Here is a 14,858-nt window from a genome sequence, read left to right as displayed (position 1 = left end):
AAAATTGTCTCCAATTTTGTACGTCTTTTTGCGTATACCCGGCCGCTTGCGTATCCGGCCGGGCTGTGAAGGGCACCGCCGGGGCGGCTTACAGCCCTTCGAAGCTGAAGTCGTCGTCGCTAAGCGGCTCGACGCGGAGAGCGCGGACGTAGCCGTTGCCTTTTTTCGAGAAAAAGTCATGCTGCTTCGTCTGCGTCCGGATTCCGTTCAGAACGACGGGATGAACCGGTTCTTCCGGGAAGTAAGGATCGCGTCCGAGGTTCATCAGCGCTTTGTTGGCGTTGTAACGCACATAGCGCAGCACATCGTCCTGCAGGCCGAGCGGAGTGTAGAGCTCCTCGGTGTAAAGCTTCTCGATCTCGTACAGCTCCAGGAGCAGCTTGATCTGCTCTTCGGCGGCTTCCTGCTGCTCGGTTTCGCTCAGAGTCGCGAACAGCTCCTGCGCCAGCGTACCGACGTACAGGCCGTGGATGCTTTCGTCGCGCAGAATGAGGTCGATGATCTCGCCGCTGTTCGTCATTTTGCCTTGTCCGGCCAGGTAGAGCGGATAGAAGAAGCCGCTGTAGAACAGGTAGCTTTCGAGATAAACGGAAGCCGTCATCGCCAGATAAAGGTCTTTGTCGGACTGGATGCTGTTGTAGTAGCGGTTGATGAGATCCGCTTTCTGCTGCAGGCGTCCGTTTTCTTCGACCCAGCGGAAAATGCCGTCGATCTCCTCGTTGCTCGCCAGTGTCGTGAAGATGCTGCTGTAGGACTTCGCATGAATTTGCTCCATCATGCCCATGAACGACAGCACCGCTTTGCGCTGGAGCCCGTCCATGTGCTCGACGAGCCTCGGCATGCCGACTCCGCCTTGAAGGGTGTCCAGCAGCGTCAGGCCGCCCAGAACCTTCTTGTAGACATCCTGCTCGTCGGGGCTCATCTCGATCCAGACCATTTTATCGTCGGAAAGGGGAATTTCTTCTTCGGTCCAGAACTGCATCACGTTCTGCTGCCAAAACGACCAGGTGTAATCGTCGTCGGGTTTATTCCAATTGACGGCTTTCATCATTTTCTCTCCTTTGGATGGGGCGCGCTGCAAATCCGGCATGAGTCGCTGCCGTGCATAACCGTAGGCAGCTTTATGCGGGGCTTCCAAGTTCGGGCCCAGCATAAAGCTGCTTATAGGGTAAGCGCCATACGGATGTTTGCGGCCTGCACGGAGCGTTTATTACGTTCGTGCCGCGAGCCGGCTTCTTTTAAACGAATCTATTCTTAACCCGGCTCTCTCTTAAACGGAGCAGCTCAGGCATTCTTCCATGGTCAGCCGCTTCGTGCGGGTGTAGTAGAGCGATTTGAGGCCTTTTTTGGCGGCATACAGGTAGTTGCGGGCCAGCTCGCGGGTCGAGATGTCGCTGTTTACGTGCAGCACCGTGGAAATGCCCTGGTCCACATGCTCCTGGATTTCCGCGATAAGATCGATGATCTTGAACGGGTCCATCCGGTAAGCCGACTTGTAGAAGAACATGTTTTCTTTGGACAGGTACGGCATCGGATAGTAAGTGGTCGAGTTTGCATACGTGCGCGTTTCGATCTGGTCGACGATCGGCATAACGCTGGAAGTCGCGTTTTGCACGTACGAGATGCTCTGTGTCGGCGCGATGGCCAGACGGTAAGCATGGTACAGGCCGTGCTTCATGACTTGCTCTTTGAGAGCTTTCCAGTCTTCCGGAGACGGAAGATCCATGCCTTCGAAAAGAGCTTTGACTTTATCGGATTCGGGACGGTAATCTTTCACTTCATACTTGGCAAAATAGGTGCCCTTCGCATATTCGGACCGTTCGAAATCGGCGAAAGTGACGCCGCGGTCGCGTGCGATTTCCATGCTTTTCTCCAGCGAGTAGAAGTTGATGGCCATGAAGAAGGCGCGGGCAAATTCTTTCGCTTCCGGGCTTTCGTAGGCGATCCGGTTTTTGGACAGATAACCGTGCAGGTTCATCGCGCCGAGACCGACGGAATGAAGCTCCTTGTTCGCCTTTACAACGCCCGGCGCGTTCGCTACCGTCGTGTTGTCGCTGACGGAAGTCAGCGCTTCGATGCCGCTGTGGACGGAGTCGCGGATGCTTTTCGTTTCCATCACGTTCACGATGTTAAGCGAAGCGAGGTTGCAGGAAATGTCCCGGCGGATAATATCGCCTTGGCCGTAATCGCCGATCTCCGTCGTTTCCTGAAGCTGGAAAATCTCCGTGCACAGGTTGGACATTTTCACTTTGCCGATGTCTTTCAGAGCATGTCCGCGGTTTGCGTTGGAACGGTTCATGATGTACGGATAGCCGGATTCGAGCTGGATAACGGCAATCTTGGTCAGCATGTCGCGGGCGCTCATTACGACTTTCTTCTTCACGTTCGGGTTGGCGAGCAGCTCTTCATACATCTCGTCGATATTCATATCGTCGAGGTGACGGCCGTATTCCTTATAGACGGAGAACGGGGCGAACACGTGCAGCGGCTTGTTCTGCTCGGCCAGCTCGTAAAATTTCTGCGGCACGATCAGGCCGATGGAAAGCGTCTGGATACGGGATTTCTCGTCCGCGTTGATCTTTTTGCAGTCGAGGAATTCGATGATGTCCCAGCCGAACACGGAGTAGTAGACCGCTCCGGAGCCCCGGCGCTGACCCATCTGATCCGCGTAAGAGAAGGCATCCTCAAGCAGCTTCATGACGGGCATGATGCCTTTGGCGGCGCCTTCGACGCCTTTGATCGGCTCGCCGCGTCCGCGCAGCTTGGACATGTTTACGGCTACGCCGCCGCCGATTTTGGACAGCTGCATGCAGGTGCCGATGACGTACTGGATGGAGTTCAGGGAGTCGTCCATCTCCAGCAGGAAGCAGGAGACCATTTCGCCCCGGCGGCTGCGTCCTGCGTTCAGGAACGTCGGCGTGGCCGGCTGGACGCGCTGCTCGATGATCGCCTTGGCGATCCGCTGCGCTTTGCCGAAGTCGCCTTCACCGAGGTGAAGGGCGACGATGGCGGCGCGGTCCTCGTACGATTCGAGGACTTGCTTTTTATCATTGGTGCGCAGGGCGTAATCTTTATAAAATTTCGAAGCGGCCATGTAGGACTGGAACTTAAAGCCGCTTTCGCGGATCGTTTCGTGGATGGCTTCGATCTGCTCCAGCGTGTACTGCTCGTACACGTTCTCGTAGAAATCTTCGCCGATCAGATAATCGTAGCGTTCTTTGATGCTGCCGAAAGGAACGGTCTGCCCCTGCACTTCTTCAAGGAAGGCGTCCAGCGCTTCGCGGTCTTTCTCCAGACGGTAAAAACCGTCTTCCCCCGGTATCATGAGTTCGTTGTTCAGTTCAATATGCTTCAAGATGGCGCACCCCTTTATGGAATCGTTCCACGTCGCTAGACGTGCCGGAAAGTTCGAATTTGGCAAGCACCGGAACACCGTATGCCGATGAAATGCGGTCGGCGCTCAGGGCAAAAGATTGTCCCCAGTTCTGGTTGCCGCTTGCGGCGACACCGCGCAGAAAGGAAGAGTGATGTTTCAGAAAGTCCAGCACTTTGCCGGGAATTTGACCGAATCCGGTCGTATAAGTAACAAGGACGAACGGCTCCTGGATCGTCAAATCCTCTTCGATCCGTACGGCCTTCAAATTCAGCTTGTTAATGAATCGTTGAACATTTCCCGTACGGGAATCGTAAACTACCAGCATGGAAGCATCTTCCTTTCCACTCTATCAAAAATACGGGGCGCGCCGGCTACGGGAAGTAGTCGGCGCGCCCGGATGAAAGCCGCTCTTTGTGACAAAGAGCGGCTCTGGATTCACAGTCAGTTCCCGGCCTCTTCGCCTGCCTCTGACGGCTCGGCGAAAAGGCCGGCTGAAGCCGCGCGTACAAGCCGGCCGTCCGGTTCCCCGCCCGAAGGCGGTGGAGGGGACAGCCGTGCTAGCGGCTGCAATGTGAAAAACGTCCGGACACCTCCCTATCTCCCGTAGGTTCAGCGGTGTCTTTCAGACAGGCAGGTCTCCTGGCTCCAGGTTCATTGCGCCCCTCCGCGGCCTTCCCGACGGCATCCGTCAGTGGCGGTATGGGTGGGGCGCTCCCCGTTGACAGTGGCGGGACCGCGCCGGATTCGCACCGGACTTCCCTTTTGATTCCCGCCTCGGGGGCGGGAAACCTGTCCAATCTATATATAGTCTATATATAGTGAATATGTAGGTGATAGATATGAATTTACCTCAATATATTGTGGTTTGTCAACTGTGCGTAAGGACTCAACAAGGGGAGAAAAACCGAGATAAAAGGCGAAAAAGGTGTGATAACCTGCCGATAAACGGGCGAGATTTTATTTCCGTTTCTTTTTATTTCGACAAAGTTTGCGGGCGCCGGCAAGCCATACGGCCAAGCTGATTTTCATATGCTGAACGGGTGGTTTCAGGTGCAGCCCGTTAAAAAAAGATCAAGCTCCTTGGATAGAGCTTGATCCCTTTTTACATGTTTACATTTTTTTTGTTGTTCTTTTTATAAAGACTCATTATGCCTGCAAGTATCCATTCGATCACGTGCAGAGCGACAGACAAAGTGAGAGCGGACAAAAAATCTTGGATATATACGCCGGGAATCAGATGAGCAAAAACATAGATCAGAAGACAGTCCGCGATAATCGTGATGATTTGTCTGCCGTAAACGGAAGGGGGCCTCTTGAGTCCGTAACGGATCATGGCATGGAGGAGGGGATGAATAAAAGTCTCGAAGATCAGGAAGCTCAGCAAGATGACCAGGGAAAAAGTGAAGAGATCCGCTTTGCCCGTAAAACTGATGAGGGAGCCGGTATGTTCAAACCCCCGGAAAAATGTCATATATAAGAAAGCAAAACCGATTACCGGCCCGATGATGAGCAAGGAAAAAACCGGAATCGCCCAAATTTTCGTCTTCAAGGACGGCACAGGTTCGTGGTCCCGGCGCGATAAATAATTCAGCAGGACGTTTAAACCGAAAAACAAAAGCAGCAGCATGCCGGTGAGCCAAGCGTAACTAACCATAAAGGTTTTCCTCCGGGTGAATTTTCGTATCGCGCCGTTCCCGGCGTGCTGTTTCGCTGCGTGTCAATGATCGTCGATCACATCATGAGTACAGCAGTATATGTAACTATTTTGCTTTTTTGAATGTATTTAGTCAATCAATTTTACGCAGCGAAAGCAGGAGGCCCCAGAGCAAAAAAAGCACAGAGAAATTTCCCTGTGCCGTTTTATAACGGCTGAGCTGCTTCTGTACCGCAAGCGGACTTCCAAAGGTCCGAGCCCTCCGGCTGAGCTTGCGGAAGCGGTATACAGCTTTTTGAAGCCGCAGCAGCCAAAAGAAAGAGGCGGCGTCCTAAACCATGGCCGTCAGATTGATGGAAAAAAACTATCCGGCTGCCTTACTGGCCGCTGCCCTGCTTAACCAGCTCATCCACGGACCACGCCACGCACCAGGGATACTGGTTCTTCGTTTCCTCCGGAATCCAGTAGCAGCGGTCCGTTTTGTTTTTATCGGGGTAAAACACATACATGAGCAGCTTCACTTCGCTGATATCGTCCGGTTCATCCGTGCGAGGATTCGGGTAACGGACCGTACAGCCCATTTGCGATGAAAATTGGGTGGATACGTTCACTTCATACGTGTACATGAAGCTGGACCCTACACCGATCGAGAACACGTCGCCGGGGGCTTTGCCCGCAGGCTTGCATTCGACGGATACGCTGTTGGAGACGGAGGTGACGGTTTTGCTGATTTTAATAAAATTTTCTTCGATTTTCATAGATTCCGACCAGTTGACCGGCATACTGAACGAAAGCTGCTTATTCGTATAATCGGGCAGATCCGTAAACCGCCGCACATAGTTCTCGATATGGTTCGGATCGGGCCGCTTCGGGAACGTACTCAAGGATTTCCCTTTACGGGCCTCGATGCTCAGATCCGAGACGGAGAAAAGACTGAGCTGCACTCCCAGGTCTTGATTTTGCCAATCTCCCAGCTTGTAGGTGTGCCGGGTTATGTTGGGACGGATATACAAATGCGTAGCCGTTTTTTTGGTGAAGGACGGATACAGCTCAATCGAAAATTCTTTGATGCTCTTCATTTCCGAAGTGACGGAACGCGCCCGCTCATAAGCGATCTTCAGCTCGCCACCGAGACCTACGACCGGAACTTTGCCGCTAAAGTTGAGAGAAGCGCCGAATTTGTACTTGGCGGATACCGCCGCCTGCTCCTCCTTCGACCACTTGAACCGGAAGGAGCAGATGGAATCTTTAAGCTCGGAGCCGTTCAGCACGTGGGGAGGGGGGCTTTCGACGACGCCCAGAAACGTCAGATGGTCATCGTTCGCCCAGTTCGTCAGCGTGTCCGTTAAGGTAAGCCGGTCGGAGCGGTACCGGCCTATGCCGAGATGTTTTTTCCGGCCGGAGCCGTCGAACGTCTGGGTAAACCAGATTTCGGACCGGATATGTCCTTCCTCCTCGGGGATAAAAAACGAGAAGGCGTCGACATGGTGCCCGTTAGGCGTCGACATATGCCCCCAGCCGCGGACAATGGGGGCCGACCAGACGCCCGTGGAGACGGAGTATTCGTATCTTCTCGCTTTAACATCAGATTCGGTTTTGCCGCTGACGAACAACTGAAGGACGCTGCCTGCAGAGCCGTTTTCGATGGAGCCCGGAGCGAGCGCGAAGTGGCTGACATTCTCGCCTTCCGCTATGGCTTGCGGCTCATTTACTTTCCGGGGCGGCGCCTGCTCCTCGTGGTGCAGGAGCCACGTTTTCAGCGTTTCTTTTTTGCGGGAAAGAACCGACTTCGTATCTTGGCTCCGCTGAATATAGCCGGCCATGATCCGCACGTTGCCGCCGGAGTCCCGGTAGCTGCATGCCGCCGTATGAGTGACGTCCGCGATCGGGATTTCCTCCGTCCTGCCGTCTTTACCCTTCCGCTGTTCACGGGCTTCGGTTCGCTCCCACGTCTGCCCCCCGTTGTCCGTCCAGTTCAACGCCAGCTTGCCGTCCGCATCGGAGCCGATGAGATACAAACGGGTTCCGGCCGAGACGGCTGCGAACCGGCTGTCCGCCCGCATGCGCATGCGTTCGCCCAAGGTAAGAGCCGCCGACCATTCGGTCCCGTCCGGGGAGGTCATTTGGTGCAGCGTCCCTCTCTGATCCGCGTAAAACAGATACAGGACGCCCTCATGCACGCAAGCCGCCAGAGCCGGTATCCGGCCTCCGCCGACTCCGTCGCCTCCATAGGCCACTTTGGTCAAATATTCAATCCCCAGCGGCCCTTTCTTTTTGTTGGGGCTGTTAACGACTCTGACTTTTTCCCGTTTATCGTCGCCGAGATAAGTTTCCATGCAAATGAGATCCAGCAGATTCCCGTTCGTGTAAAAAAGATAAGCTTTATCATTGAAAAACGTACCGGCAGCCGGGCCGGTATTGGATGCCCTCGTATAAAACTCCTCGAAAGCATCGTGTTTGGTTTTGGCAGACATGGTCTCACTCCAGTGGTTAGTAGGATGGGTACTTTTCCATGAGTCACTATACCAAACCGGAATTAGTAAGGATATTAACGAAAGTTAATGAAAGAAGTGCGGATTCCCGGGACGTGAAAAGCAAAAAAGATCCCTTCCCGGAGGAAAGGATCTTTATAAGGGGATTAATTATTGGCGATAGTTTCAGGCGTCGTCAGCTTGTCGTAGAACTCGACGTATTTGTCTTTGTCCGCGGTGTTGCGGACGGCCATGGCTACGCGCGGATGCTCGTTGAGCGTTCCGGCGATCATGTAAGGAATGATGTAGCCCCATTCCACTTTCTCGCGCATGGCGACCATGTGGCGTTCGATCAGGTCCAGAACGGGACGCACATCGTAACGCGGGTTTTTCAGGTAGCTGACGAGCAGCTCGGTGGTGCAGTTGCCTGCCGCGCGACCCATCCCGAAGACGGAGGTGTCGAGGAACTCGACGCCTTTCTCGGCACCGACGATGGTGTTGGAGAACGCGAGCTGCATATTGTTATGCATATGAAGGCCCAGCTTCTTCTCCGGCAGAAGGCGCTGGAATTTATTGACCATGTAATCGATGTCCTTGTGATTCATGCTGCCGTACGAATCGACGACGTATACCACATCCACCGGACTTCTGTTAATGAGCTCGAACGCTTCGTTAAGCTCGTTCTCCATCACGTGGGAGAGCGCCATGATGTTCAGCGTCGTTTCGTACCCCATGTCATGGAATTTCTGTACGAGCTGCAGACCCTTGTCCACATCCTTGATGTAAGAAGCTACGCGGATCAGATCCAGCTGGCTCTGCTCGCGGGGGAGAATGTCGTTCTCGTCGACGCGGCCGATATCCACGAGCGCGGAAAGCTTCGTATCGTTCTTGGTAGGGATGACCTCACGCAGGAAATCCTCATTCAGAAAACGCCACGGACCCGCATTGTCGCTTTTCAGGAGTTTAGCCGAATTTTTGTAACCGATTTCCATATATTCAACGCCGGCCGCATTCAAGCCGCGATACATATCCTGAACAAATTCCACGCTAAAATCCCAATTGTTGACGAGCCCTCCGTCGCGTATCGTACAATCGAGAATTTTATGCTGATCGTGTTTCATTTTCGGTACCCTCCAAAAGCCGCATACCGGCTCATATTTTGCTATATTATCACGCATCTGATAAGGGATGTCAATCAATCGGCGCAATTGTCGGACAAATGACAGAACTGACAAACGGTCAAATAAAAAAGCGGGTCCCCTTAAGGAATTCCGCTTTTTTGTACGTTCCGGCACCGCGTACCGCCTTTGTAAGTCCGGATTTACCGGACAAGGACAAACTTACCAATGAGGGGCAGCGGTTTCATTCTGCCGTCATGGGCGTTCCGGATCCCGATAAATGCCAGCGCGAAGACGGAGATGTCCAGGGGAGGCATCAGCAGGTTCTCCACACCCGGAAGCAGCCCGAGCATCAGATGCGCGAAAACGGCGTAGAGCAGGAGCAGCAGCCCCTGGTTCGCATGATACATCGCGAATCTGGAATGTCTGGCTACCATCAGCGGCAGGCAAAAAATGAGATAAGCGGACATGGCGGCAGATTTGTTGCTGTCGATATCAGAGGACTTGTGATTGTGCATACGCGGACACCTCACACTCAGAATCGAAAACATGAAGCCGGATAAATTTCTGCTATACTTCTACTATAGAATATGCATACCCCGTTTGAAAAGGGATAGACGCAGGCTGGACGGGGAAATGGAGGAATTTATTTGGAAAAAGCTTCGATTCATATAAAAAAAGCGGGATACGGCGACTCCGGGGCAATTTTGGAGGATATCGACTTCCGCATTCCGGAAGGGCAGCTGATCGGTCTGATCGGGCCCAACGGTGCCGGCAAGAGCACGACCATCAAAAGCATGCTCGGCCTGTTGAAGGATGTCGAGGGGAGCATCGAATTTGCCGACGGACGGGCTTCGGTTGCCTATGTACCGGAGCAGCCTGTTCTGTATGAAGAACTCACGCTGTGGGAGCATATGGAACTCGCGGCGGCGGCTTACGGGCTGGAGCGCACCGTTTTCGAAGAACGGGCGGAAACGCTGCTGGCCCAGTTCAGGCTGTCGGATGCCCGGCACCGGCTGCCAGTCGCTTTTTCCAAAGGCATGCAGCAGAAAGTGATGCTTATCATCGGCTTCCTTAACCGGCCTTCGGTGTACATCGTCGACGAGCCGTTCATCGGGCTGGACCCGAGGGCGACGAAGGACTTCCTGGAGCTGCTGCGGAAGGAGCGGGAGAGGGGAGCGGGCATTCTGATGAGCACTCACGTGCTCGACACCGCGGAGCGCATCTGCGACTCGTTCCTGCTGCTCAGCGAAGGACGGATCGTGGCGCAGGGAACGCTGGACGATGTGCGCCGGAAGTCGGGACTGCCGGAAGGCACATTATTCGACTGCTTCCATGCGCTGGTCTGAGGCGGAGGAGGGAATGAATATGACACCGGCAAAATTATTCAAGCGGAGGCTGCTCGACGACTGGACCTACCAGTACCGCATTGTGCGCACGGCCGTGGACTGGACGGTGGCCGTCTATCTGATCGTTCCGGCCCTGATCTTTGCCTTCATTTATTATTCGGCGTGGTGGCGGACGCCGCCCGAGTGGTTCGGCTATATCCCGGCATCGCTGGTCGCCGTTTTCCTGTATCTGTTCGCCTGGTCCGGCACCATCCGCTTCTTTATCGAGGAAGCGGACCAGCTCTTCCTCGTCCGCAGCGAAGGCTGGATGCCCGCGATCAAGCGCCGCGGGCTTCTGTACTCGCTCGGGCTGCAGGCACTGACGACGGCCCTGCTGGCCGGCGCTCTGATGCCCCTGCTGCGGGCGGAAGACCCCGCCGGCGGAGCGCTGAAGCTGGCGGCCCTGTTCCTGGCCGTCTACGCGGCCAAGGTGAACCTGGGCCTGCTGCGCCAGCTTGCGGCGCTCGCCTGGGCCGGATGGAAGCGCGTGGCGGCTTCCATCGTGCTGTTCGCGGCGGGCTTTCTCATCTACTGGGCCTGCGTCCAGTTGATTCTGGCGGATTCCGCCGCGGGGTACTTCGCCGGGCCGCTGCTGCTTGCGGCCGCGGCAGCGCTTGCCCGCCGCCGTCTGCGGGCGGCGGGAGCGTTCTACCCCGACGTGCAGCGGGAGCGGGAGGCGAGGCTGAAGCTCGCCTCTCTGATGCTCCGGGGCATCGTCGAAGGCAAGAAGCCGCGCCAGCGCCGGGCGCCGCTGCTGCTGGGCCGCTCGCAGCGGGTGGTCCGCGGGACGGACGCTTCGGCGGTGCTGGCCGATTCGCTCGTCAAATCGGTCCTCCGCCGTCCCGGCCAGTGGAAGCTGTACGCGCAGCTGACGGCCGTGCTCGCGTTCGCCGCGTGGCGGCTTCCGGGTCCGATGCACGTCGTCCTGTGGGCCGTCGCCGCTTTCGTGCTGGCCTACTGGATGAAGTCGGTCGCGCGGGAAACGCTGGGCGCTTCCTTCTTCCGCATGTTCGCGTGGAGCGAAATCAGCAAGCAGGAAGCGCTCCGCAAAGCGTCATTCGCTCTGGCCGTGCCCGGACTCGCGCTGGTCGGTCTTGTCGCGGGCGCGAGCATCTCGCTGCCGCTGGGGATCGCCGCTCTTGTTCTTTCCGTGCCCGCCGCGTATGCGGCCGCCTTTCTGGTGACCATCTGGTATTAAACGCCAGGGTTTGGCGAACACTAAGGGCGACCGGCAAGCGTGCGTGCTACCAATATGAAGAGCGCACGGCGGATCTGACAGCACCGGAAAGGATGCCTTATGAGCGATACACCGATATTTTTCGAATTTCCGCAGGAACGGGATATGCGGCTTGCTTATGATACGTTGTTCGAGCTCGGCTACCGGCCGGGCGTCAGCGCTTCGGAAGGGAAGCCTGCGCTGCATATCCATGTGGAAGGGCAGGACCTCGCTTCCGCCATGCAGATCGCCCAGGCCCATGCGGGCGAACTGATCGACGCGCCGCCGGCAGCCGAGGCAAGTTACAGCGAACCGGAAGCTTACGCGGCGGCGTACGATCTCGACACGATCCGGATCCCGGCTCACTTGATCCAGGACCCGGAAGAAGACGCGCCGGAGGGGACTCTGGCCGCTGTGCGCGGCGGAGACGGGGATGGCAGCGTTCCGGGCGAATACTCCGGTGCGGCGGGTGCGAGCGCCGACGGCTCGTACGAAGAGCCGCAGCGGCAGTTTGACCCGTCCGACGACGATTTCGACCGGTTTTCGGCCGGGATCCATTTGTAAGACGGAGCTGCCGGGGGTTCGTCTTCCGCCGGTCCGCCTGCGATTTTCCGGAGCAGGGCAGAGGCAGAGTGCCGCATGGCGATGATCCGCTGCATGATCTACTCGCATGATCTTCCGCATGGTCACGTCATTCCGCTGTTTTCGGCGCATATCGGCAGGAACCCGGGCCGAACCGCGGCAGGCTGAGCCACCTGCACCCCAACGACAAAAAAACCAGCCCTTCCGAAGGAGGAGCTGGTTTTTTCCCGTTCTCTTTTTACACATCTAAACCCCTGTTTCCTCCGCCCGCATGGCCGCATGCTTGCCGGCCGTATACCCCGTAGCGAAAGCCGCCGTAATGTTGTAGCCGCCCGTGTACCCGTGAATATCGAGAACCTCTCCGCAAAAAAACAGGCCCTCCGTCAGCTTGGATTCCATCGTTTTGGGATCGATTTCTTTCAAGTTCACCCCTCCGCCGGTGACGAAGGCTTCCTCGATCGATAGAGTCCCGTTCACGCGCAGGGGGAAAGCTTTCAGGAGCTTGCTCAGCTCCATCCAGTTCTGCTTGGGCAGGTTCGCATGGGTGAGCGACTCGTCCAGCTCCGCTTTACGGAGCAGCAGGGGAACGAGCCGTTCGGAGACGGCGCCCTTCAGCACGTTCTTGATCGCCCGTTTCGGCTCGGCCGCGGCGAGCGCCAAAGTCTCTTCGTACACTTCCTCCGTACTTTGGTCGGGAAACAGGTCGATGGTCAGCTCCACGCTGTCCTTCTGCGACTTGCGGAGTTCCTTGACGACGAACTGGCTGCAGCGCAGCGAGATGGGCCCCGAAATCCCGAAATGCGTAAAAATCATATCGCCTTGGTGGGTAGTCAGCTTCTTGCCCTTGGCGTTCCATACGGTCAGCGCCGCATTGCGCAGCGACAAGCCCTGAAGCTCCCGGCTTTTGATAAAAGGCTCGGCCGAGGTAAGAGGCACTTCCGTGGGAAACAGCTCGGTAATCGTATGTCCGGCCGCCTCCGCCCATGCGTATCCGTCGCCCGTCGAACCCGTGTGAGGCACGGACTTGCCGCCGGAAGCGACGATCACGCATTTGCCGCGCAGCGTCTCTCCGGATGGCAGCCGCACGCCGGTTGTCCGTCCGTTCTCGTACAGCACGCGGTCTACGGAGCAGTTGGTCCGGATGGACACGCCTTGGCTGCGTACTTGACGGATCAGCGTATCTACGACGGTTTTGGCTTTATCGGAGACGGGAAACATGCGCCCGTTGTCTTCCTCTTTGAGGCGGATGCCGAGATTTTCAAAGAAAGCGATAATATCCTGGTTGTTGAAATGTGAGAAGGCGCTGTATAAAAAACGGCCGTTGCCGGGAATATGCCGGATCAGCTCGTCCATTTCCTTATTGTTCGTGACGTTGCACCGTCCGCCGCCCGAAATTCCGAGCTTCCGGCCCAATTTGTTGCCCTTGTCCAGCAGAAGTACATTGGCTCCGTCCGCGCTTGCGGCAACGCCGGCCATAAGGCCCGCCGATCCGCCGCCGATTATGATGACATCGTAAATCATGTGGTGTAAACTCCCTGAACCTTCAAATTTTTATTCGATCATATCACGGATCGCCCGCTTTTCAAACCGATAAGAGCTGCCCCTTGAAGAGGGATCAGGCCGGTTCACGAGGGGATTTGGGGCCCCGGAACATTTTTTGAACAGCGGAACCCACGAGCAGCAGCAGAGGAAGCCCGAACCCCCATAAGAATGAGATGTAGGTCCAGATTCTCGAAAAGTTGTTCAGCTCGGTAATGTTCGGGTACCACAGGAGCGACAAGGCGCCTGAAATAACGGCCACCGGAAACGTAATGACACGGTAATCGTGAAGCTTGAGCAGGTAAGAAAGGCCCGTCACCATCGTATAGAGAAGGAACGATACCCGGAAAAAGATCGTGAAAAACCAGATGAAAGCGACGATAACTTCGATACGGCGCACGAATTGCCCGAATTCGATCATTTTGCCGAGCTCATAGGTCGGAAACACGTAAGCGGCCGTTTGGCCGGGGTTCAGCACAAGCAGGCACATAAAGATGACGAGTACGATAAGCAGGCCGGACACGAGCGATCCTTTAGCTAACTGCAGAGCGAGAGAGGCGCTTCCTTTTACTTTCGCAAAAATCATCATGAACAGGTTGTGCTCCAGAAAAGGAAAACCGGCCAAAGTCAAGGAGGCGAGCATAACCGGCTGCCATCCGGAGGCAAGCACGGGCTGAATGTTCTCGATATCGGCTTTGGGCGAAACGAACACGATGAGCAGGATGATGAGGAGGAGTACCCAAGGGAAGAAAAGCTCCGCTGTCCGGCTTATGGTACCGATGCCGAGGCGTACCGCGATGCTGATCACGACAAGCGTAAATAAAATGAGAACTTCAAGCGGCGTGTCCCGAAGGAGGGAAGTCGTCAGAAAATCGCCGATATCCCTCAGGGATAGCGTGATGATGCCTAACGGATACGTCAGAAAGAACGCAAATCCCATGACTTTCCCCAATATTTTGCCGAGAGCGGCTTCGAGAATTTCACCAAGGTGTTTGCCGGGATAAGTTTTCTCCAAAGCGTAAATCAGGATAAGAGGGAGAAAGCCGATCATCAAACCGAGCAGGCCCGAGATCCATGCGTCGTTTCCGGCCTTATCCGCGAGATACGCCGGTATAACGAGAATGGCGCTTCCTATATAGTACATGGTGGCGAGCACGGTCAGTTGTCTGGGATTCAGCTGGTCCAACAGGCACACCTCCCTCGGTTGTCAGCCGTGCCGCAGGCTGAGTTTTGCAAGAACGATAAGAAGCAGGGTCAGAAGCCGTAAAAAAGCGGAGCTGGCTGCCGGGAATCTTAGGAGAACCCGGTTATTTGCGTCCGATCAGAAAATTTACCATATCCAGCGGCTTCGGAAAAGGAATGAAGAGGGCCAGCAGGGTGGACAGGATCATTCCCGTCAAGAGGAGAACGGCGAACGCGGTCAAGTCCTTCAGCATCCTGCGCTTCCAGAGAGACGGAATTTGAAACGCTCCGAGAACGATACCCGTCAGCCATATCATCGTAACGGTCAGCAT

The 14,858-nt window shown here is 55.7% G+C and carries 13 protein-coding genes and 1 riboswitch; of the genes, 3 read left to right on the top strand and 10 right to left on the bottom strand.

The genetic code is table 11. The features are described 5' to 3' along the window. Positions 1-88 precede the first annotated feature (88 nt). The 7 genes from nrdF to ABC395_RS22865 form a co-directional block, all read right to left on the bottom strand. On the bottom strand, positions 89-1,048 hold the full coding sequence (gene nrdF / locus ABC395_RS22895; protein WP_413006789.1) for a class 1b ribonucleoside-diphosphate reductase subunit beta: 960 nt from the start codon (positions 1,046-1,048) through the stop codon (positions 89-91). A gap of 222 nt (positions 1,049-1,270) precedes the next feature. Then, positions 1,271-3,355 carry a class 1b ribonucleoside-diphosphate reductase subunit alpha gene (gene nrdE / locus ABC395_RS22890; protein ID WP_413006132.1) on the bottom strand — a complete coding sequence of 695 codons (2,085 nt, stop codon included), beginning with the start codon at positions 3,353-3,355 and terminating at the stop codon, positions 1,271-1,273. Further along, positions 3,342-3,701, bottom strand: a complete 360-nt coding sequence (gene nrdI, locus ABC395_RS22885) for a class Ib ribonucleoside-diphosphate reductase assembly flavoprotein NrdI (RefSeq protein WP_413006131.1) — start codon at positions 3,699-3,701, stop codon at positions 3,342-3,344. The genes nrdE and nrdI overlap by 14 nt, the downstream gene beginning before the upstream one ends. Before the next feature lie 287 nt (positions 3,702-3,988). Further along, positions 3,989-4,184, bottom strand: a riboswitch (cobalamin riboswitch). 294 nt (positions 4,185-4,478) lie between these two features. Next, a complete protein-coding gene (locus tag ABC395_RS22880; RefSeq protein WP_413006130.1) occupies positions 4,479-5,030 on the bottom strand; it encodes a hypothetical protein in 552 nt (183 codons plus the stop codon). Between the two features lie 377 nt (positions 5,031-5,407). Beyond that, positions 5,408-7,504, bottom strand: coding sequence for a hypothetical protein (locus tag ABC395_RS22875; RefSeq protein WP_413006129.1), 2,097 nt, complete (start codon positions 7,502-7,504; stop codon positions 5,408-5,410). A gap of 164 nt (positions 7,505-7,668) precedes the next feature. Continuing rightward, the gene (locus ABC395_RS22870) at positions 7,669-8,622 is read right to left on the bottom strand and encodes an aldolase catalytic domain-containing protein (RefSeq protein WP_413006128.1); all 954 of its coding nucleotides are present in this window, start codon (positions 8,620-8,622) and stop codon (positions 7,669-7,671) included. A gap of 200 nt (positions 8,623-8,822) precedes the next feature. After that, entirely contained in the window at positions 8,823-9,137 is a 315-nt protein-coding gene (locus tag ABC395_RS22865) for a hypothetical protein (RefSeq protein WP_413006127.1), read from the bottom strand. A gap of 132 nt (positions 9,138-9,269) precedes the next feature. Between ABC395_RS22865 and ABC395_RS22860 the strand changes: the two genes are divergently transcribed. The 3 genes from ABC395_RS22860 to ABC395_RS22850 all read left to right on the top strand — a co-directional run bounded on the left by ABC395_RS22860 (position 9,270) and on the right by ABC395_RS22850 (position 11,787). Continuing rightward, positions 9,270-9,968, top strand: a complete 699-nt coding sequence (locus tag ABC395_RS22860) for an ABC transporter ATP-binding protein (protein ID WP_413006126.1) — start codon at positions 9,270-9,272, stop codon at positions 9,966-9,968. Beyond that, a complete protein-coding gene (locus tag ABC395_RS22855; RefSeq protein WP_413006125.1) occupies positions 9,904-11,205 on the top strand; it encodes an ABC transporter permease in 1,302 nt (433 codons plus the stop codon). The genes ABC395_RS22860 and ABC395_RS22855 overlap by 65 nt, the downstream gene beginning before the upstream one ends. Positions 11,206-11,304: 99 nt before the next feature. Continuing rightward, entirely contained in the window at positions 11,305-11,787 is a 483-nt protein-coding gene (locus tag ABC395_RS22850; protein WP_413006124.1) for a hypothetical protein, read from the top strand. A gap of 264 nt (positions 11,788-12,051) precedes the next feature. On the opposite strand, the gene ABC395_RS22845 is transcribed toward ABC395_RS22850, so the two are convergent. From ABC395_RS22845 to ABC395_RS22835, 3 genes are all read right to left on the bottom strand, one after another. Next, entirely contained in the window at positions 12,052-13,326 is a 1,275-nt protein-coding gene (locus ABC395_RS22845) for a BaiN/RdsA family NAD(P)/FAD-dependent oxidoreductase (protein ID WP_413006123.1), read from the bottom strand. Positions 13,327-13,420: 94 nt separating this feature from the next. Next, positions 13,421-14,530, bottom strand: a complete 1,110-nt coding sequence (locus ABC395_RS22840; protein ID WP_413006122.1) for a GerAB/ArcD/ProY family transporter — start codon at positions 14,528-14,530, stop codon at positions 13,421-13,423. A 121-nt stretch (positions 14,531-14,651) separates the two neighbouring features. Further along, positions 14,652-14,858 carry a hypothetical protein gene (locus ABC395_RS22835; protein ID WP_413006121.1) on the bottom strand — a complete coding sequence of 69 codons (207 nt, stop codon included), beginning with the start codon at positions 14,856-14,858 and terminating at the stop codon, positions 14,652-14,654.

The sequence above is a fragment of the Paenibacillus canaveralius genome (genome assembly GCF_047238265.1).
In the GTDB taxonomy this organism is placed as follows: Bacteria; Bacillota; Bacilli; order Paenibacillales; family NBRC-103111; genus Paenibacillus_F.
This window is presented reverse-complemented; position numbering and strand designations above follow the sequence as displayed.